Here is an 18,626-nt window from a genome sequence, read left to right on the forward strand (position 1 = left end):
GTCTCACACGATGCCGTTTGGAGCCAGCGGGCGACCGGCGGTGCAGTGGAGGACAGAAGGGAGAACTGCACATGCAGACATGGCAGAAGTATGCCGCCGAGGCCTATGGGACGTTCGTTCTGGTGGGGATCGGCACCGGCGCCATTCTCGGGGCCATCGCGACCGGAGGGGGCGTGCTCACCGTCGCTCTGGCCTTCGGCCTGGCGCTGATCGCAGGCCTGTACACCGTCGGGCGCCTCTCGGGAGGCCACTTCAACCCTGCTGTCTCACTGGCGATGTTCCTCGACAAGCGGCTGTCGGCGACCGACATGCTGTTCTACTGGGCGTCCCAGGTGGTCGGAGCGCTGCTGGCCAGCCTCACCCTGGCCTGGGTGATCGGTAAGGACGCGGTGGCGCTGACCATCACCCGACTCGACACCCAGCTGGTGGACACGACCGGCGGCATCGTGGGTGAGGCGCTGTTCACGATGGTGCTGGTGATGGCGATTTTGGTGATCTCGAAGAGCCCGTCGTACTCGAAGTACCTGGGCATCGGGCTCACGTTCACCGCGGTGATCTTGATGGGAGCGGCTTTCACCGGCGGATCGGTCAACCCGGCGCGATCGCTCGCCCCGGCGATCGTCGGCGGTGACATGACCGACATCTGGGTGTACATGATCGGCCCGGCCATCGGTGCGGTGGTCGCCTGGGTTCTCTACAAGGTGATCGTCACCGGCGACACCGACCTGCGGGACGATGTCGCCACGCTGATGTAGCCGCGACCCGCTCCGAACACACGAATGCCCCCCGCCGCGGCGGGGGGCATTCGCGCGGAGGGATGCAGCCCGACTAGCTGCCCCAGTTGCGCAGAGCCATGACGATCGCGGTCATCAACCCGACGAAGGCGACCACCGGGATCCACAACAGATTGATCCATTTGCGACCGCGCGCCGTTCGGCCCGCCGCCTGAACGATGAGCACGCCGACGATCGCGCCAGCGACGGCGAAGGGCCAGAAGGGGGGTGTCGAGTCGCCGCCGAGGCGAGCGGCGAAGATCCAGGCGAACCACCCGAGCGAGAACCCACCGGCGACGCCGAGGAGGAACTGGTAGATCGTCTGCAGCGGCGTGCGGGTGGTATCTGCGGTGTGTGTCACGGTTCTTTGACGCACGCGGGTACCGGCGAGTTTCACGGTCTCCAGGTGCTTTCGAGGTCGGGCATCGGCGGTACGCTCCCCGGTGATGTCACCCATTTCGCGGATCGTCCTCGGTTGTGCGGTGGTTGGCCTCGTCGCCGCCTGCACTGGCAACGGAGGCGACCGGGGATCCACCACTCAGCACCCGGCAAACGCTCCGTGCCCTCCGACGGTCACCGATGGGGAGATCAACGCTGGGATCGACCTGCCACGGCCCGACTGGCTCCACGGCGACTTCCCGCTCCCCGAGGCCCTGAGCATCCACAGCATCACCAGCGGGGACCAGCTGGTACTCATCGGCTTCATCCCTGGGGGTGAGCCGGAGGTGGTGCGGGAGATCGAGGCTGCGCTCGTCGAGGACCTGCGCGAGATCATCCTGAGCACCGGCGACTACCTGCCGGTGGCCAATCCCGCCCTGGTGGCCACCGCCGACGGCATGGGTCAGGTGGCCATCATCGAGGTGACCCCGACGGTGGCGGCCACACGGGTCGACGACGGGTGTGCTGAAGTCGAGGGGGTGTTGCTCACGCTCCGGCTTGAGCCTCGCGCCGCTCGCACCTACTGGATCCGGGCGGTCGTGGCCCCGGGGTCCGCCATCGCCGAGATCGGCGACCAGACTTTCCGGTCGACGGGGGAGTGCTTCATGCGCGACCCCGACTACCGCTACACGCCCACGGACGGCGACATGGTGAACGCGTCCCTGACCGTGGACGGGCTGCCGTCGGGGACGGCCGGGGTCGAGATCGACGGGGAGCTATCCCTGGTCCTGGTGGAGGACATCGTCCCGGCCTTCACTGCCACCGCTCGGGGGTTCTCGATCTACGGCGTCTTCCGCGACGCCATGGGCGACGGCGAGCAGGTGTCTGGCATCATCGAGATGGTCTGCGGGTAGGCCCAAACGCTTCCGGGCCCCGTGAGAGAGGCCCGGAAACGGGTTTTGAGTTCGCCTATAAGCCGGATTCTGTGCCGGTTTCCCGGTGGTGACCATCTATCTGGGCCCGCCGTTGCCGACGGGCTCGTGCGGCCTACCCGGACCGTCGGACGGGCCGTCCTGGTCCTGCTTGGCCTTGCTCCCGGTGGGGTTTGCCGAGCCGCCCCGGTTGCCCGGTGCGCTGGTGGTCTCTTACACCACCGTTTCACCCTTGCCTGTGCCCTCGCGGGCCATCGGCGGTCTGCTCTCTGTTGCACTTTCCGTCGGGTTTCCCCGCCTGGGTGTTACCCAGCACCGTGCCCTGTGGAGTCCGGACTTTCCTCGAAGCGACGCCGAAACGCCGCTCCGCGGTCACCCGGCGAACTCACCATCAGTATCCCGCAGTAACGCCTTCAACGCCAGGGGAATTCCCCCGAGGCGTCGAACGGATCGTGGCTCAGTCGAGGAAGCTGCTCACCCAGTCGTGGACGCTGGCGATGTCGGTCCGGTGCGAGAACCCGCTGCCCATGCAGAACGAGTTGAGCACGAACGAATTCACCGCGACCACGGTGCTGCTGTAGTAGACGGCGCCACCGGAGTCGCCGAAGCAGAGCCCGCCGCCCGTACCCTCGGCGGAGGTCAGCTGGACGTTGTATCCGGCGTTGAGGTCCGATTCGAGGTTGATCATCCGCACTTCGCCCTTGTAGCGGCTGCGCTCCGCCGAGAACAGTGTCGGGCGCGCATCCTGGAGGCCGTAGCCGACGATGGCGAACGTCGCCGACGCCCGGCTCGTGCCGAGGCTCAGGCCGTCAAGCGTGCCGACCGGGGCCAGCGACGTGAACGGACCCGCCTGGGCCTCGCTCAGGATGACGATCCCGATGTCGTGCGTTGCCGGGAACGACGCGAAGTCGTCGTAGAGCGGATGGGTGTGGATCGTGGCCGCCTCGACCGAGTCGGTTCCGGCGAACGGGTACTGGGGGGAAGTCACGTCGACGTCGAACCAGACACGGGCCCCACTGGCACCTTCGGTGCAGTGCCCTGCGGTGAGCAAGACGGTCGGGCTCAGGAGCTGCCCGGTGCACCTCCACGCCGGGCGGCCGCCGAAGTCGAAGACGACGAGGCCGACGTAGGGATACTCGTTGTCGACGTCCTTCTCCCCGAACATGACGGCGCCCGCCGGGATGGCGACCGCGAGGAGTACGGCGAGGGCGATGAGGATGGTGGTCGATCGTCTGCGCATCGGCGTTCCTTTCGTAGCAACTACTTACAGTGGTCGATGCTACACCGGCAGCGGAAGGTGTGCGCAGGGAGCCGCGGGATGAGCTGAACCGCGAAGGGGTGCGCACCGGGCACGCCCCTCCTCGAGGGACCTAGGACAGATGCTCTTCCAGGGCCATCACCCAGCCGGCGGGGAGTTTCCAGTGTCGACCGCCGCTCACCATCAGCCGGACATACGACGACTCGGGCGTAAACGACTCGTGGTGGCCGTTGCTGCTGATGTGGGTGAGCACGTCGTGTCGGTGCCCCTCCCGGTCCATCGCCTGGGTCGTGGTCGGGATCCGGCCCTCGGCCTTCTCGGCCTCGTCGAGTGCCTTGCGCTCGCCGCTCTTGATCGAGAAGACGGCGCCCCACACCGTGTTGCCGGGCAGGGGGCGGACCGAGGGCAGGCCGCCCTTGCCGTTGGGGATGGTGTACTCGAGGACCCACTCGGGCAGGTGGGCGATGAACTCGAAACTCGCCCCGGGCGCGATGGTCCGCAGCCGAGCGGGGTCGATCTGGGCGTCGTAGGCAAAGTAGAGCAAGGCAGTCTCCGTGGTTCCGAGACTTCGGCGCGGGCGGGGATTGTACCGCCCCGTCGGTATCTCAGGACCGCGAGCAGCCGGGAACCGAACCGGGTGCTCTGACCGTCGTATCCCGGAGAACCGGTTTGCCGCGGAGGTGCCCTGGTGCGCACGACACCGACGCCGATGGATCAATACATGGTCGACCTCGATGAGCGGCCCTGGGCGTCCTACGCCGCCTGCCGGACTGCCGACCCGGAACTCTTCTTCGCGGGCACCGACACCGCCTCCTTCGAAGCCGTCAAGATCTGTCGGTCGTGCCCGGTCCAGGACCAGTGCCTGGCTTGGGCGCTGGACAATCGTGTCCGTTACGGCGTGTGGGGTGGCCTCACCGAGCGTCAGCGTCGACGGGCGAGTCGCCTCAGCGCGTAGTCCCCGTGCCGTTGGTGCGCCCCCGAGCCTGCTGTAATGGCCAATGATGTCCGGCCCCGTACCCGCCACCCCGGTGGACCCCAAAGACCTGCTGGCGATCGACGCGCTGCTCGATGACGACGAGCGGATGCTGCGCGACACGGTGCGACGGTTTGTCGCCGAACGCATCCTCCCCGACGTCGGCGACTGGTTCGAGGCGGGTACCTTCCCCAAGGAGCTCGCCAAGGAGATGGGCGCCCTCGGCCTCCTCGGTATGCACCTCGATGGTTACGGCTGCGCCGGGACGAGCAGCACCGCATACGGGTTGGCGTGCACCGAGCTCGAATACGGCGACTCCGGCACGCGGTCGTTCGTCAGCGTGCAGGGCTCGCTGGCCATGTTCCCGATCCACGCCTTCGGGTCGGAGGAGCAAAAAGAGCAGTGGCTACCCCGGATGGCGGCGGGCGAGGCGGTCGGCTGCTTCGGTCTCACCGAATCCGACGCCGGGAGCGACCCGGGCTCGATGCGGACCACCGCCCGACGCGACGGCACCGACTGGATGGTGCGGGGCTCGAAGATGTGGATCACCAACGGCGGCATCGCCGACGTGGCGATCGTCTGGGCACAGACCGACGAAGGAATACGAGGCTTCGTGGTCCCGACCGACACCCCGGGCTTCACCACCAACGACATCCACAAGAAGCTGTCGCTGCGGGCGTCGGTCACCTCCGAACTGGTCCTCGACGACGTTCGGCTTCCGGAAGGATCGGTGCTGCCCGGCGTCGTCGGACTCAAGGGCCCCCTGTCGTGCCTCAACGAGGCTCGTTTCGGCATCATGTTCGGGGTGGTGGGGGCGGCGCGGGCCTGTTACGAAGCGGCCCTCGACTACGCCGGCGAGCGGACCATGTTCGACGGCCCGATCGCCCGCTTCCAACTGATCCAGCGACAACTGGTGGAGATGATGGTCTCGGTGAACCGCTCCATGCTGGTGGCGCTGCACATCGGGCGAATGAAGGATGCCGGCACGCTGTCGTCCACCCACATCTCCTTCGGCAAGCTGGACAACGTCCGGGCAGCCCTCGACGTCGCCCGTACCGCCCGCAGCGTGCTGGGCGCCAACGGCATAACCCTCGAGTATCCGGTGATTCGCCACATGAACAATCTCGAGTCGGTGTACACCTATGAGGGCACCAACGAGATCCACACCCTGATCCTCGGCCAGGCGATCACGGGGATCGGAGCCTTCGGCTCCGAGTAGCGAGTAGCGAGTAGCGAGGGCGAACCCCTCGTCCCTCGCCCCTGGCTCCTGGCCCTTGGCCTCTCGTGCCTCGCCCCTATCCTCAGCGGATGTCGTTCTCCTGGCCCGCCGTGCTCGGTCCGCTCGCCTCCGGTGAGGACCTAGGCGAGTCGGTCGCCCACGCCGCCATGACCGAGATCATGGAGGGGCGTGCCGATCCCGCCCAGATCGCTGCTTTCATCGTCGGTCTGCGCACCAAGGGCGAGACGGTGGACGAGATGGTGGGCATGGTGAGCGCCATGTACGACGCGGCGGTCACCGTCGAGCTGGCCTCACCGGCGGTGGACACCGCAGGTACCGGTGGTGATCGCAGCGGGACCTTCAACGTCTCGACGGCGGCCGCGCTCATCGCCGCCGGCGCCGGGGCCCGGGTGGCCAAACACGGCAATCGGGCGGCGTCGTCGCAGGCGGGGAGCGCCGACGTGCTCGAGGCACTCGGGGTCCGCATCGACCTGGAGCCGAAGGCGACGGCGGCCCTCGTCAACGAGGTGGGCTTCGGGTTTTTCTTCGCCCCGCGCTACCACCCGGCCATGCGGTTCGCCGCGCCGGTGCGTGCGGCGCTCGGTATCCCGACCGTCTTCAACGTGCTCGGGCCGCTGGCCAACCCGGCCCGGGCGCCGTACCGGGTGGTGGGGGTCGCCGATGCTCGAATGGCGATGCGGATGGTGGGGGTACTCCAGCGGCTCAGCTGTGAGCGGGCCTTCGTGATCCACGGTGAGGACGGACTCGACGAAGTGAGCCTCTCGGCACCGACGCGGGTGCTGCGCCTCGACGCGGGCACCGTGACCGAAGAGGTGTTCGAGCCCGAGTCGATCGGGTTGTCCCGAGCGCCTCTCGACGCGGTGGCCGGAGGGGACGCCGGGGAGAACGCTCGTCAGATCCGCGCCGTCCTGGGGGGCGAAATTGGCGCCCGCCGCGACATCGCCGTGGCCAACGCAGCGTTCGCTCTGGTCGCCGCCGGCGTGGCGGATGGATTCGAGGAGGCCGCCCGGGCGGCGGAGGATGCGATCGACTCCGGTGCGGCCGCAGCCGTGCTTTACGCCGTCGTCGAGGCCTCCGGCGCCGGATAGGTGTTCGTAATTCGGCTGCTTTCCTAGGCTGTCGACATATTGGTGCACAGACTCACAGCCGTCCTCACGGGTTTCCTGGTCGCCGTACTCGCGGTTCTCCTGATCGCCGGGTGCGCCCCCACTGCGACGGCGCCGTCGACGACGACCCCCGGCACCACAGCGACGACGGTGGTCGGTGAGACGACCATGCCGCCTCAGGGCGGCGACCCGGGCGAGACCACGACGACCCGGGTCGCACCCGCAGGAGAACCGGCACCCGACTTCACCCTGGCCCTCGACGGGGGAGGGTCATTCAGCCTCAGCGCCGAGACGAAGCCGGTGCTGCTCGTGTTCTGGGCGGAGTGGTGCCCCAAGTGCAACGTGGAGATGCCGATCATCAACTCCCTCGCCGCCGACTACGGGGACGAGGTCACCTTCGTGACCGTTGCGGGTCGCAGCACACTCGAGGCGTCACAGGAGCGTGCCGGGATCTGGTTCTCGTCGGATCGGATCCTCTGGGGCTACGACGACGATCTATGGCAGACCTACCTGGTCCGGGGGCAGCCGGTGGGATTCCTCATCTCCAGCGACGACGTCATCGTCGACCAGTGGTTCGGCAACATCGGCAAGGAAGCGATCATGGAGCGGCTCGACGCCCTGGTCGCCATCGGCTGATACCCGAACCGTCGGTTCACGCGCCGGAGGACACGGCGCCTCACGGCGCAGGCTGCACCGTTCCGGTCGTCCCGCTGTCCACGGGCTCGCCGAGGATGATGGCGTCGATGGTGGCGGAGAGAAGAGCCCGGTTCACGGGGCCGGTGACCTTGGCCACCACGGTGCCGTCGCGATCGACGAAGAAGGTCTCGGGGACGCCGCGGATGCCGAAACCGATGGCGGCGCGCGAGCGCTCGTCCATGGCGATGTCGTAGCCCCAGCCGAGCTCGTCGAGGTATTGGAGAACGTGGCCGGTGTCCGACTGGTAGGCGATGCCGAGCACGCGGACCCCGGAGCTGGCGTAAGCCTCGGCAGTGGCGAGCAGGTCCGGGTGCTCGTCCCGACAGGGGAGGCACCAGGGTGCCCAAAAGTTGACCACCACGATCTCGCCGGTGAGGTCGCTGAGCCGGAAGTCCTGACCATCGGGGAGCAGGGACACCACGGCGTCAGGAGCCCGCTGCCCGATGAGGGGCGACGCCGACAGGGTCGGGTCGCTGCCGAAGCGGGAGGCGAGGGCGACGGCGAGGACGACGACCGCCGAAGCTCCTACGGCGATGGCGATCAGGATGCCCCGCTTCATCGATCCTCCGCGCGGGCTTCGGCGAGCATCGCCTCGGCCTCGGCAACCACGTCAGGCGGGATGTCAGGAGCCGCGATCAGGGCCTCGAGGAGCGGGATGGCCCCTTCGGCATCGTCGAGGCCGTACAGGCGGGCGTTGGCCAGGAACCACATGGCTAGCAGGTTGTCGGGGGCGACCGCCAGGCTCCGCTCCAGTAGCGATGCGCCGGTGACGGCGTCACCCGATACGTAGGTCATCCACCCGAGGTACATGAGGGCCTCGGGCTGCTGCGGTTCGCGGTCGAGCACCTCGAAATAGTGGGGGAGAGCCGCCGAGAAATCTCCGGCCTCGACGTAACGACGGGCCAGGGCGAGCCGCATCCCGACGACCTCGGGGTTGGCCGCCACCACGGCCTCGAGTTCCTCGTTGGTGATCCGGGACAGGTCTACGCCGCCGTCGCGCACCACGTCGGCTGCGACCCCACCGGTGATGAATCCCCCGGGGGGCCGTGGTTCGACTGCTTGCACGAGGGCGATGAAGGCGGCGACGACGGCGAGCGTAGCGACTCCGACGCCGACGAGGACCCGGCGTGACGAACGCCCTAGCGGTGCCGCGTCCACCGCGTCCAACGCTGCCAGGGTGTCTGCAGCTTCGGTCTCGTAGCGCTGTCGGAGCTCCGCGGCCCGGTCCGGTGGAATCTCCCCCTGTTCCACCTGGGCAACGAGCTCACTCAGGTCGGCGAGGGCACCGGCGAGACGCTCCTCCAGGACGGAACGCGCCGATGCGCCGCCTTCATGCATCGTCGCCCCCGGGACCAGTGGCCGAGAGGAGGCGGCGCCGCTCCTCCTCGGAGAGCGGCCGTGTGGCGACTCGGCTTCGGCGTCGGAGGATCACGCCTGCCCCGACGGCGAGCCCGAGCGCCGGAACCAGCCACAGGGCGACGGTGCGGGCATCGATCGGCGGATCGAGGCGTACCTGTTCGCCGTAGGTGGCAACGAAGAAGTTCACGATCTCGTAGTCGGTCCATCCGTCCGCCACCTGCTCGGCGATGAGGTCGTAGAGGTCGCGAGCCAGGCTGCTCGGCGAGTTGGCGATCGACTCGGAGGCGCACACCGGGCACTTCAGCCGCTGCGCCAGCGCCTCGACCCGATTGGCGTCGCTCGGGTGATCCGCCGCCAGCGACGCCACCGTCACACCCAGCGACACCGCCATCACACAGAGAGCCACCACGGTACGGATCCGCTCGGTCACGACGGGACCTCTTCGAGCTGCAGGGATCGCCGCCGCCGGGTGACGACCGCCGCCCACCCGCCGGCGAGCACGGTGATCGCTCCACCGGCCCACAGCATCCAGACCAGTGGGAATCGGTGAGCGTCGAAAGTGACCGAGCCGGTGCCCTGTTCGATGCGCACCAGGCTCAGGTACAGGTCCTCCACAAAGCCCATCCGAACCGACGGTGTCGGGATCGCCTGTGCCTGGTTGGGGTACTGGTTGAGCCGCGGCTCGTGGACGCCGAGCAGGCGGCCATCGCGTCGGATTTCGATGGCGGCCCCGATCACCACCCGGTGGGGCTCCACCCGCTGGAACGGTCCTACGTAGGTGAGGTGGTAGCCGTCGAAGGCTGCCGACTCGCCGACGTCGAGAGAGATGGTCTCCCTGACGTGGAAGGCGCTGGAGAAGGCGATGCCGACGGCGAGGACGGCCACGCCGATGTGTGCCGCCATCCCGCCCCAGTATCCGGGGTCGGATTGCACGGTCCTTCCCAGATCGGCCACATAGCGACCGCCGCGCTGCCGGGCGGCGGCGTGCAAGGAGACGCCGATAGACGAGATCACCAGCGTCGCCGCCCCGACGGTGACCAGCACCGCGATCGACCGAAGGCCGGCGGTGGCGGCGACGGCCACCGTCACCAGAGCGATCTGGAGGGGCAGCCGCACCCGGCGCCAGGTGAGCGAGGCGGTGGCGAGGCGGTAGGGGAGCAGCGGGCCGAGGCCCATGGCGAACAGCAGGACCAGCGAAATCGGCACGGCCGAACGGTCGAACCACGGTCCCCCGACGAAGACGCGATCACCGGTGAACGCCTCGAGGATCACGGGGTAGAGGGTGCCCATCAGGATGATCACCGCGAAGACGGTGAGCAACAGGTTGTTGAACAGGATCGCCCCTTCCCGACTTGCCAGGGAGTCGAGGCGAGGGGCCGACACCACGAGGTGGGCGCGCGTCGCGAACAGGCCGAAGGAGGCTACGAGGACGACGAGGAGGAAACCGAGGATGGCTGGGCCGACCGCCGACTGGGTGAACGAGTGGACCGAGGCGATGACCCCCGATCGGGTGATGAAGGTGCCGAGCAGGGTGAGGGTGAAGGTGCCGATGACGAGGGCCAGGTTCCAGGCCTGGAGCATGCCCCGGCGTCGTTGCACGACCGCCGAGTGGAGGAACGCCGTCGCCGTCAGCCAGGGGAGGATCGAGGCGTTCTCCACCGGGTCCCAGGCCCAGTAGCCGCCCCACCCGAGCACCTCATACGACCACAGTGCCCCGAGCAGGACGCCGAGCGTGAGGAACGACCAGGCGACGAGGGTCCAGCGCCGTGTCCGCTGCAGCCAGACGCGAGAGGCGTCGCCGGCGACGAGCGCGGCGATGGCGAAGGCGAAGGGCACGGTCATACCCACGTAGCCGAGGTAGAGCATCGGTGGATGCACCGCCATCAGGATGTGGTTCTGGAGCAGTGGGTTGGCGCCGACGCCGTCGAGAGGTGGGATGGCGAGGGTGGTGAACGGGTTGGCCGCGGTGGCCATGAGCCCGAAGAAGAAGATGGCGACCATTCCGATCACGGCGAGCGCTCCGACCCCGAGGCGGTCATCGTCGCCGAGGCTCCAGTACACCGCCGTGGCGAAGCCGGCGAGCACCAGGCCCCACAGCACGATGCTTCCCTCGAGGGCGGCCCATGCCGAGGCCACGGTGAACAGCACCGGGGTATCCCTGGCGTGATTGCGGGCGACGTACTCGATCGAGAAGTCGTGGGTGAGGAGGCCGAACTCCAGGACGACGAAGGCGGCGATGGCACCGCCGAGCAGGAGCGCCATGGGGAGGCGGGTGGCACCGCGTGCCGGGTGACCGGTGGCGAAGGCCCGCCAGCCGGCGACGGCCAATGCGACGGCGCCTCCCAGCGCGATCAGGATCGCAGCGTGGCCGGCGAGCGCGATCACGGAACCGTTGGGGGCGCACCCGGGACGTACACGCCGCCATCCTCGGTGCGGTACTGCTCGTCGTGCTTGATGATCATGGTGTCGGACCGGAAAACGGTCCCGTCCCAGGTGCCCTCCACGACGACGCCGATCCCCGGCCGAAACAGCTGCTGGGGCGTACCGGTGTGCTCCACCATCACCTCGGTGTGCCCGTCGGTGACGGCGAAACGGACCATCCCGGGTCCCTCCTCGACACCGGGAGCCACCTGGCCGCCGAGGCGAACCCGAGCCCCGGTATCGACGGTGAGATCCCGGACCTCGGTCGGAGTGCGGTAGTAGACGAGGTGATCGCCGAGACTGAAGACCAGGAACCCGATGAGAACGGCGGCGAGTCCGAGGGCCGGAATCACAAAGGCGGCGTAGCGCCTCATGAGCCGTCGAGGAGGCGCTTCACCTGGCGGAACCGGCGGGCGAGAATCGCCGCATAGGCGATCAGGGTGCCGTACACGACCAGGTAGGCCGCGATGACCCACGCCCACGCCTCGGTCACCGCGCACCTCCCTCGGGTCTGCCGACGGCCGCTCCGGCCACCGGCTCCGTGGTGGCGCGTTCCATCGTGAGTCGATCCTCCAGCACAGCCAGTGCGGTACGACGGACGAGGAGGGCCGCGTAGACGGCGGTGAAGGCGACGGTGGCCAGCAGGAGGGCGAACAGCAGCGGCGCATCCATCTGCGGACCGTCCGGACGGATCACCGTCGGCGGTTGGTGCAGGCCGCGCCACCACACCACCGAGAAGTGGACGAGCGGGAGCTGGACGACGGCGAGGATGCCGAAGACCGCCACCCGACCGGCCCGGCGATGAGGGTCGTCGAGCGATCGTCGCACGGCCAGGTAGCCCAGATACACGAAGAACATGGCCGCGGTGAGGACCAGCCGTGCATCCCAGGTCCACCAGACACCCCACGTGGTCTTGCCCCAGATCGAGCCGGTGGCCAGGGCGAGACCGGTGAACACGACCCCGAGTTCGGCCGAGGCCCCGGCCCGGTGGTCCCAGCGGAGGTTGCGGGTGGCGAGATAGCCGATGCTGCCGATCAGCGTGACCACGAAGGCCACGTAGGCGAGCCAGGCCGAGGGCACGTGGACGTACATGATCTTCTGCACTGTCCCCTGTACCACGTCGGTCGGCGCCAGGATGCCGAAGACGAGGGCCGAGGTGAGAGCCGTCACCGCGGCCATCTCGAGGGGCCGGATCATCCGGCGGCCTCCTCGAGGGGTCGGGCGGTGAGGACGCCGGCGACGGCCACGAGGGTGTCGACGAGGGCGAGCAGGAGCATCCATCGCAGGATACCCGCCCCCTGTCGCATGCCCTCCATGGCCTGAGTGGCGCCGAGGAGTATGGGTATCGCCAGGGGCGCCGCCAGCAGCGGGGCCAGCGTGGTGCGCGATCCGATTCCGCGGGCGACGGCCCCGGTGATGGTTCCAACCATCGCCAGGCCGGCGACGGCCAGGGCGACCACGGTGGCGAGGAGCCACCACGACGGAAGGGGTGGGTCGTAGAGGATCACGGTGGCGAGGCCGACGAGGGTGGCGAATCCGAGCAACAGAGAGGCACTGGCGAGGGAGTTGCCGACGAACCGGGCCGCCGGGTCGACCCCGAGGAGCCGCAGCGTGTCGTCGTGAGCCGACGAACCCGAGGCGGTCTGGCGCTGGGTAACGCCCAGACCGAAGAGGAGGACGACCACCCAGAACAGACCGGAGCCGAGGCGGGCGAGCAGCGCCGTGTCGATCCCGATGGCCATCGGGATGACGAGGAGGGCGACGATGCCGAACGGGATTGCCACCCAGACCACCTCGCCGATCCGGCGTTCGGCACGCAGATCGGCGGCGGCGATGAGGAGCGCCTGGCGCCGCAGCGGGATCACGACCGCTCCATCACAGAGCCATCGACCAGCATCAGCGTGCGGGTGGCGTTCTCGACGCGGGAGGGGTCGTGGGTGGCGACCACGGCGGCGCCGCCGCGAGTGACGACGCCGGAGGTGAGTTCGCCGACGAGAGTGACGGCGTCGGTGTCAAGGCCGACATGAGCCTCGTCGAGGAGGATCAGGGAGGGCTCTCCGAGAGTCAGGCGCGCCAGGTCGGCGCGGCGCAGCATCCCGTTGGAACAGTGTTCCACCCGTCGATGGCGCGCTTTGTGGAGACCGACCTGCTGCAGCGCGGCCTCCGCCGCCTGTGGACGCAGTCCGGCGAGCCCGGCGACGAGTCGGAGGTTCTCGCCGAGCGTGAGACCGGCTCGGAGCCCCGTCTGATGCCCAACGAGGCCGATCCCGGGGCGAACCGTACCGACGGTGGCGCTGCCAAGGGGAGTCCCCAGCACGGTGCCGGTGCCAGCGGAGGGGGAGGTGATGGTGGCGATGAGGCGGAGCAGCGTCGTCTTGCCGGACCCGTTCGGGCCGAGGAGCCGGATCAGGTCGCCCGATCGGATGACAAGGTCGACGTTGCGAAGAATGGGGGTGGCGCCGCGGTGGACCGACACACCGGCGAGTTCGACCAGGGGCTGCAGGCTCATGGGCCGTCCGAGTGTACGGATGGTGAGCTTCGGCCACGCCCGGCGAGGCTCAGAGCCACGGTTGCGAGCGCTGCCACGGCGAGCCCGACCCCGTAGGTCGCCACCCTCCCCGAACCCAGTGTCGGGCGCAGCGGCTCGGTCAGCAGCCGAATGGCCGCCGCGGCGACGAGCGCCGATCCGGCCAGGGCCCCGAGTGTCGCGATGCCCGCACGGGCGAGGAGCAGAGCGACGACACCGAAGAGCACGGCTGCATAGAGCTCCACGGGGTGCCGGGTGAGCGTGCTCCCCGATTCGGCGTACGCCCATGGAAGTTCGGATGGGCTTCCCAGACAGGCGGACCGCAGCAGGCAGGCACCATGCCATCCGGCGAGGCCAGCGAGGGCGGGGACGGCGAGGAGGTCGAGGCTCCTCAGTGCGCCCTGGCGCCGCAGGGCGATCACGGCGGTGAGCGCCCCGAGGGTCGCTGCCATCGGCTCGACGCCGCCACGGACGATGAGGAGGTCGGCGGGCCGGAGCAGGGGATTGGTGCCCCCCAGGAGCATCGCCGTAATCCGTCCGACGAGGACGCCACCCATGACGGCTCCGAGAAGGAGGTCGATCCGCGACCGTCGCTCCTCAGGATCGTCCCGTGTGGCGGCGCCGATGACGAGCGCGGCGACCGCGATGGCGAGGGCGGCGGCGAAGAGCAGCCCGAACTCCATCAGCCGAGCAACTCGTCGATCAACAGGACCAGGGTTCGCTCGTCGATGACACCGCTGTGGGTCTGCACGAGGTCACCGCCCGGAGCGAAGAAGAAGGTGATGGGAACCCCCCGACCGCCCAGCGACGCTGGCACCGCACCCGTGGGGTCGAAGTAGTGCTCCAACCCGGTCAGCGAGAACTCGCCGATGAAGGCCCGAGCGCCGTCCTGCGAGTCGCGTACCGCCACCCCGATGAAGTCGACCCGATCCCCGTATTCGGCCGCCGCCGCCCGCAGCAGGGGCGCCTCGGATCGGCACGGGGTGCACCACGAGGCCCAGATGTTGACGACGACGGGCCGCTCGGCTGCGTCGAGGGCGGATGCGAGGTCGGTTGGGGTGATGAGCGGCAGCTCGTCGGCGCTGGGAGGTCCCGGTGTCGCACAGGCAGTGACGATCACGGCGGCGGCGACGATGAGGAGGAGGACGCGTCGGGGCATCGGGCGAGTGTATGGCCGTTCCCGGTCCCGCCCTCCGCCGCCCCGCCGCGAGCTGACGGTCGACGGTTGACGAGATCGTCCCGGTCTGGCCATGAGCTATGAGCTATGAGCTATGAGCCATGAGCTATGCGCCATGAGCGCTAGCGTCGCCACGATGGATTCCACCGCACCCACGATCGACGACGTCAAGCGGGCGGCAGCCCGACTCGAGGGACGCATCGTGCGGACCCCGCTCCTCGAGGCCGAGGCAGCCGGGGACCTGCTCGGTCGCCGGGTGTTCGTCAAGGCCGAGGTGCTCCAGAAGACCGGCTCGTTCAAGTTTCGGGGGGGATTGGCATTCCTCGACCGGCTCGATCCGGGCACTCGTGCCCGGGGCGTCGTCGCCTTTTCCTCGGGGAACCACGGCCAGGGAGCCGCCGCGGCGGCGGCGGCCTACGGCGTGCCGGCGACGGTGGTCATGCCGGCAGATGCTCCGGCGATCAAGGCGGCGCGCACCAGGGCGTGGGGTGCCGACATCGTCCTCTACGACCGGGCGAGCGACGACCGCGAGGCCATGGCCGCCGCCATCGCCGAGGAGCACGGGATGACGGTGCTGCCGCCCTACGACCATCCCTGGGTGATCGCCGGTCAGGCCTCTCTCGGCCTCGAGGTCGCCGAGCAATGCGGTCGATTCGGTGTGGAGAACCCGACGGTTCTGGTCCCTGCCGGCGGCGGAGGCTTGTGTGCCGGCACCGCCCTGGCGCTCGCCGATGCCATGCCGGAGGCCGGCGTCGTGGCGGTGGAACCGGTGGGGTGGGACGACCACGGACTGTCGTTGCGCGCCGGCGAGCGCATTGCCGCACCGCAGACCGGTTCGGCCCTATGCGACTCGTTGCTGGCGCCCATCCCCGGGGAGATCACCTTCCCGCTGAACCAGCGGCTGCTTGCGGGGGCGCTCGCCGTGGACGATGCCGAGGTCCGGACCGCCATCAGGCACGCCTTCGAGCAGTTGAAACTAGTGGTGGAGCCGGGCGGCGCGGTCGGCCTCGCCGCCGCGCTCGCCGGCCGCGCCGACGGGGATGGTCCTCTGGTGGCGGTGCTCTCTGGCGGCAACGTCGACGGGGCGTTGTTCGCCGAGATCGTCGCCGGCACCGACTGAGCGCTCAGACGGCGATACGCAGCAGGCGGGGGAGTGCCGGCGCCGCTTGCAGGTCGATGCCGGTGGTCTCGATCACGGCGGTGTCGTCGCGGTTCAGCCACTTCCACACGATGTCGGCTTCGGCGGCATCGGTGACGGTGGCCGGCACCTCCGGCCACTCCTGCACCGGAGGCTGGAGCGAATGCAGCGGCGGGCGGTCCGGATCGGCCCACGCCACCGACAGCCTGCCCTGCTCGATGACGGCACCGCCCTCGGGTCCCACGGCGTGAATCGATCCTGCCGCCTGCATCGCCTTCCAGGCGGCGCGGCGTTCGAGCGTTCGGAGGAGGGCGCCATGGCGATCCCGCACCCAGGCGGCCTCCTCGAAGCGCTGGCTGCAGGCCAGCCCGACCATGCGCTCGGCCAGCGGGTCGAGGAGGACCTCGGGGCTCCCATCGAGTCCGACGAGGAGTCGCTCGATGATCCCCCGGTAGTCGGCGGGCGTCAGTCGACCATCGCACGGGCAGGCGGCGACCCCCAACTGGGCGAAGGCGCACGGACCGTCTCGGGAGCCCGGCCGACCTGTGCAGCGTCGCAAGGGCAGTGCATCCCACAGCGCTTCGACCACGAGAGTCGCCGCCGCTCGCCCGCGGAACGGACCGAGGTGGGTGATCGCCTTCGCCGACGGCGACCGGGCCAGCGAGAGTCGGGGGAACGCCTCATCGGTGACCCGCACCCAATGCGGTGCCCTGCTCGGTTTCGATCGTCGGTTGTGGCGGGGGGTATGGGCGGAGATCAGGCGGAGCTCGGTGACCTCAGCCTCCAACTCCGTCTCACAGACTCGATGGTCGACGCGAGCGAGCTCGGCGAGCATCCGCTCCACACTGCGGCGGGTATCCCCGTAGAAGTAGCTGCGCACTCGGGATCGCAGGTTCTTCGCCTTCCCGACATAGAAGATCGCATCGTTGCGATCGCGGAACAGGTAGACGCCGGGACGGTGGGGCAAACCGTCGGTGAGTTCGATCTTGCGGTAGTCGGCACGGCCGCGTGCGGTGGGGAGGCGGAGCAGGTCCTCGAGGTGGGTGGCACCGACCGTCCCTGCCTGCTCGACGAGCGACCAGAACACATGCGCCGTGGCCCTGGTGTCGTCGAGGGCCCGGTGGTTGGGGGTGACCGGCGACCGGAAGTGGGCAGCCAGGGTCGCCAGCTTGAAGTTGCGGGCATCGGCCCCGACGAGGCGACGCGCCAGACCGAGCGTGTCGACCGACTTGTTCTCGAGGCGCCCGTATCCGAGTTGGCGTGCCGCGGCGTCGAGGAACGAGAGGTCGTAGCGCACGTTGTGGCCGACGATGACCGCGTCTCCCAGGAACTCGAGGAACGCGGGCAGGGCTTCGGCGAGCTTGGGTGCTTCGATCACCATCGCCTGGGTGATGCCGGTGAGCACCGTGATGAACGGTGGGATGGGCAGCCCGGGGTTGACGAGCGTGCCGAACTCGGCCTCGAGTGACCCGCCGCGGTACCGCTGTGCCCCGATCTCGGTGATCCCGAGACTCGACGGCGTGCCGCCGGTGGTCTCGATGTCGAGCACGCAGAATGGCACCTCGAACAGCGGCGCCCCGAGGTCGTCAAAGGTGCGCTGAACGGCGAGGGACATGGGGACGAGGCTAGTCGAACAGGTGTTCGGGCACCGCGCTTTCTCCCCCCTAAGGGGGGAGTCCCGCAGGGAGCGGAGCGACCGGAGGGGGGAGGGTGAACGCTACGCGGGCCTCGCGACGCGTCTGGCCTCCCCCTCCGTCATCGGCCTCCGGCCGCTGCCACCTCCCCCTGCGGGGGAGAAAATGAGAATGGGGGTCGCGACTTCGTATCCTGAACCCGGATGGCTCACAGTGACCCGATCACCAGCGCTTCCAATCCGCGGGTCAAGGACCTTGTGCGGCTGCGGGACCGGCGGCATCGGGATCGTTCCGGGCGGTTCCTCGTCGAGGGGTACCGGGAGATGCGGCGAGCATTGGATCGGCCGGTGGAGTTGGAGGCACTCTTCGTGTGCCCGGCGCTGTACCTGGGGGACAACGAGGTCGAGATCATCGAGCGGGCCGCGAGCACCGGATGCGAGATCGTGGAGCTCGCCGAGGGACCCTTCCGCAAGGCGTCGTACCGCGATCGCCCCGAGGGACTCCTCGGCGTTGCCCGGCACTTCCCGCTTGACCTCGACGGGATCCGACTCGGGGAAGCACCGTTGCTCCTGGTCGTCGAGTCGATCGAGAAGCCGGGGAACCTCGGCACGATGCTGCGAACCGCGGCGGCGGCGCGAGTCGACGGGGTGATCGTCGCCGATCCGACCACGGATCCGTTCAACCCCAATGTGATCCGGGCGTCGTTGGGGCTGGTGTTCACCGTTCCGCTGGCCGTCACCTCGTCGTCGACGGCGATCCGCTGGTTGGGCGACGCCGGCGTGTCGATCGTGGCGACCTCACCCGAGGCGAGCCTGGCCCATCACGACGCCGACCTCACCGGTCCGACGGCGATCGTCGTGGGCAGCGAGCAGTACGGGCTCTCCGAGGCGTGGTTCGCTGCCGCCGATCAGCGCGTCACGATCCCGATGCCCGGGGCCGCAGACAGTCTCAACGCGGCAACGGCCGCCGCCGTCGTCCTCTTCGAGGCTCTCCGGCAGCGGTCGGGCCGCTAGT

The 18,626-nt window shown here is 69.1% G+C and carries 23 protein-coding genes and 1 other RNA gene; 8 read left to right on the top strand and 16 right to left on the bottom strand.

Annotated elements, in window-relative coordinates; all coding sequences use genetic code 11:
- Positions 1-71 precede the first annotated feature (71 nt).
- On the top strand, positions 72-755 hold the full coding sequence (locus tag WEA29_08525; protein ID MEX2323795.1) for an aquaporin: 684 nt from the start codon (positions 72-74) through the stop codon (positions 753-755).
- A 73-nt stretch (positions 756-828) separates the two neighbouring features.
- Here the strand turns inward: WEA29_08525 and WEA29_08530 are convergent, their stop codons facing one another.
- The gene (locus tag WEA29_08530) at positions 829-1,230 is read right to left on the bottom strand and encodes a hypothetical protein (GenBank protein ID MEX2323796.1); all 402 of its coding nucleotides are present in this window, start codon (positions 1,228-1,230) and stop codon (positions 829-831) included.
- On the opposite strand from WEA29_08530, the gene WEA29_08535 reads away from it, so the two are divergent.
- Positions 1,220-2,065 carry a hypothetical protein gene (locus WEA29_08535; protein ID MEX2323797.1) on the top strand — a complete coding sequence of 282 codons (846 nt, stop codon included), beginning with the start codon at positions 1,220-1,222 and terminating at the stop codon, positions 2,063-2,065. The two genes, WEA29_08530 and WEA29_08535, sit on opposite strands and share 11 nt — an antisense overlap.
- Positions 2,066-2,107: 42 nt before the next feature.
- Here the strand turns inward: WEA29_08535 and rnpB are convergent.
- From rnpB to WEA29_08550, 3 genes are all read right to left on the bottom strand, one after another.
- Positions 2,108-2,471, bottom strand: an RNA gene (gene rnpB, locus WEA29_08540) — RNase P RNA component class A.
- Between the two features lie 69 nt (positions 2,472-2,540).
- Entirely contained in the window at positions 2,541-3,323 is a 783-nt protein-coding gene (locus WEA29_08545) for a trypsin-like serine protease (GenBank protein MEX2323798.1), read from the bottom strand.
- Between the two features lie 130 nt (positions 3,324-3,453).
- Complete coding sequence (locus tag WEA29_08550; GenBank protein ID MEX2323799.1) at positions 3,454-3,885, bottom strand: gamma-glutamylcyclotransferase family protein; 432 nt, start codon at positions 3,883-3,885, stop codon at positions 3,454-3,456.
- A gap of 144 nt (positions 3,886-4,029) precedes the next feature.
- Between WEA29_08550 and WEA29_08555 the strand changes: the two genes are divergently transcribed.
- The 4 genes from WEA29_08555 to WEA29_08570 all read left to right on the top strand — a co-directional run bounded on the left by WEA29_08555 (position 4,030) and on the right by WEA29_08570 (position 7,296).
- The gene (locus tag WEA29_08555; GenBank protein MEX2323800.1) at positions 4,030-4,296 is read left to right on the top strand and encodes a WhiB family transcriptional regulator; all 267 of its coding nucleotides are present in this window, start codon (positions 4,030-4,032) and stop codon (positions 4,294-4,296) included.
- A 46-nt stretch (positions 4,297-4,342) separates the two neighbouring features.
- Complete coding sequence (locus tag WEA29_08560) at positions 4,343-5,533, top strand: acyl-CoA dehydrogenase family protein (protein ID MEX2323801.1); 1,191 nt, start codon at positions 4,343-4,345, stop codon at positions 5,531-5,533.
- Between the two features lie 89 nt (positions 5,534-5,622).
- Positions 5,623-6,642, top strand: a complete 1,020-nt coding sequence (trpD, locus tag WEA29_08565; protein ID MEX2323802.1) for an anthranilate phosphoribosyltransferase — start codon at positions 5,623-5,625, stop codon at positions 6,640-6,642.
- Positions 6,643-6,684: 42 nt separating this feature from the next.
- Positions 6,685-7,296 (top strand): TlpA disulfide reductase family protein, encoded by a 612-nt coding sequence (locus WEA29_08570; protein MEX2323803.1) that lies wholly within the window; start codon positions 6,685-6,687, stop codon positions 7,294-7,296.
- 40 nt (positions 7,297-7,336) lie between these two features.
- Here the strand turns inward: WEA29_08570 and WEA29_08575 are convergent, their stop codons facing one another.
- From WEA29_08575 to WEA29_08625, 11 genes are read right to left on the bottom strand one after another with little or no spacing between them, the layout of a single operon-like run.
- Complete coding sequence (locus tag WEA29_08575) at positions 7,337-7,915, bottom strand: TlpA disulfide reductase family protein (protein ID MEX2323804.1); 579 nt, start codon at positions 7,913-7,915, stop codon at positions 7,337-7,339.
- Positions 7,912-8,694, bottom strand: coding sequence for a tetratricopeptide repeat protein (locus WEA29_08580; protein MEX2323805.1), 783 nt, complete (start codon positions 8,692-8,694; stop codon positions 7,912-7,914). The genes WEA29_08575 and WEA29_08580 overlap by 4 nt, the downstream gene beginning before the upstream one ends.
- A complete protein-coding gene (locus WEA29_08585) occupies positions 8,687-9,145 on the bottom strand; it encodes a cytochrome c-type biogenesis protein (GenBank protein MEX2323806.1) in 459 nt (152 codons plus the stop codon). Before WEA29_08585 ends, WEA29_08580 begins: the two co-directional genes overlap by 8 nt.
- Positions 9,142-11,100 carry a heme lyase CcmF/NrfE family subunit gene (locus tag WEA29_08590; GenBank protein MEX2323807.1) on the bottom strand — a complete coding sequence of 653 codons (1,959 nt, stop codon included), beginning with the start codon at positions 11,098-11,100 and terminating at the stop codon, positions 9,142-9,144. Before WEA29_08590 ends, WEA29_08585 begins: the two co-directional genes overlap by 4 nt.
- Entirely contained in the window at positions 11,097-11,510 is a 414-nt protein-coding gene (locus WEA29_08595; protein MEX2323808.1) for a cytochrome c maturation protein CcmE, read from the bottom strand. The genes WEA29_08590 and WEA29_08595 overlap by 4 nt, the downstream gene beginning before the upstream one ends.
- Positions 11,507-11,629 carry a hypothetical protein gene (locus tag WEA29_08600; protein ID MEX2323809.1) on the bottom strand — a complete coding sequence of 41 codons (123 nt, stop codon included), beginning with the start codon at positions 11,627-11,629 and terminating at the stop codon, positions 11,507-11,509. The genes WEA29_08595 and WEA29_08600 overlap by 4 nt, the downstream gene beginning before the upstream one ends.
- Positions 11,626-12,333: a cytochrome c biogenesis protein CcsA gene (gene ccsA / locus WEA29_08605; GenBank protein MEX2323810.1), complete on the bottom strand. Its 708-nt coding sequence runs from the start codon at positions 12,331-12,333 to the stop codon at positions 11,626-11,628. The genes WEA29_08600 and ccsA overlap by 4 nt, the downstream gene beginning before the upstream one ends.
- Positions 12,330-13,001 carry a heme exporter protein CcmB gene (locus WEA29_08610; GenBank protein ID MEX2323811.1) on the bottom strand — a complete coding sequence of 224 codons (672 nt, stop codon included), beginning with the start codon at positions 12,999-13,001 and terminating at the stop codon, positions 12,330-12,332. Before WEA29_08610 ends, ccsA begins: the two co-directional genes overlap by 4 nt.
- Positions 12,998-13,645: an ABC transporter ATP-binding protein gene (locus WEA29_08615; GenBank protein MEX2323812.1), complete on the bottom strand. Its 648-nt coding sequence runs from the start codon at positions 13,643-13,645 to the stop codon at positions 12,998-13,000. The genes WEA29_08610 and WEA29_08615 overlap by 4 nt, the downstream gene beginning before the upstream one ends.
- Positions 13,642-14,346, bottom strand: coding sequence for a prolipoprotein diacylglyceryl transferase family protein (locus WEA29_08620; GenBank protein MEX2323813.1), 705 nt, complete (start codon positions 14,344-14,346; stop codon positions 13,642-13,644). The genes WEA29_08615 and WEA29_08620 overlap by 4 nt, the downstream gene beginning before the upstream one ends.
- Complete coding sequence (locus WEA29_08625; protein ID MEX2323814.1) at positions 14,346-14,822, bottom strand: TlpA disulfide reductase family protein; 477 nt, start codon at positions 14,820-14,822, stop codon at positions 14,346-14,348. Before WEA29_08625 ends, WEA29_08620 begins: the two co-directional genes overlap by 1 nt.
- A 154-nt stretch (positions 14,823-14,976) precedes the next feature.
- Between WEA29_08625 and WEA29_08630 the strand changes: the two genes are divergently transcribed.
- The gene (locus tag WEA29_08630; protein MEX2323815.1) at positions 14,977-15,960 is read left to right on the top strand and encodes a threonine/serine dehydratase; all 984 of its coding nucleotides are present in this window, start codon (positions 14,977-14,979) and stop codon (positions 15,958-15,960) included.
- Between the two features lie 4 nt (positions 15,961-15,964).
- On the opposite strand, the gene WEA29_08635 is transcribed toward WEA29_08630, so the two are convergent.
- Positions 15,965-17,593, bottom strand: a complete 1,629-nt coding sequence (locus tag WEA29_08635) for a DEDD exonuclease domain-containing protein (protein MEX2323816.1) — start codon at positions 17,591-17,593, stop codon at positions 15,965-15,967.
- A 222-nt stretch (positions 17,594-17,815) separates the two neighbouring features.
- On the opposite strand from WEA29_08635, the gene WEA29_08640 reads away from it, so the two are divergent.
- Positions 17,816-18,625, top strand: a complete 810-nt coding sequence (locus WEA29_08640; protein MEX2323817.1) for an RNA methyltransferase — start codon at positions 17,816-17,818, stop codon at positions 18,623-18,625.
- Position 18,626 lies beyond the last annotated feature (1 nt).

The organism is Acidimicrobiia bacterium (assembly GCA_040902765.1).
In the GTDB taxonomy this organism is placed as follows: domain Bacteria; phylum Actinomycetota; class Acidimicrobiia; order Spongiisociales; family UBA11373; genus DATKBG01.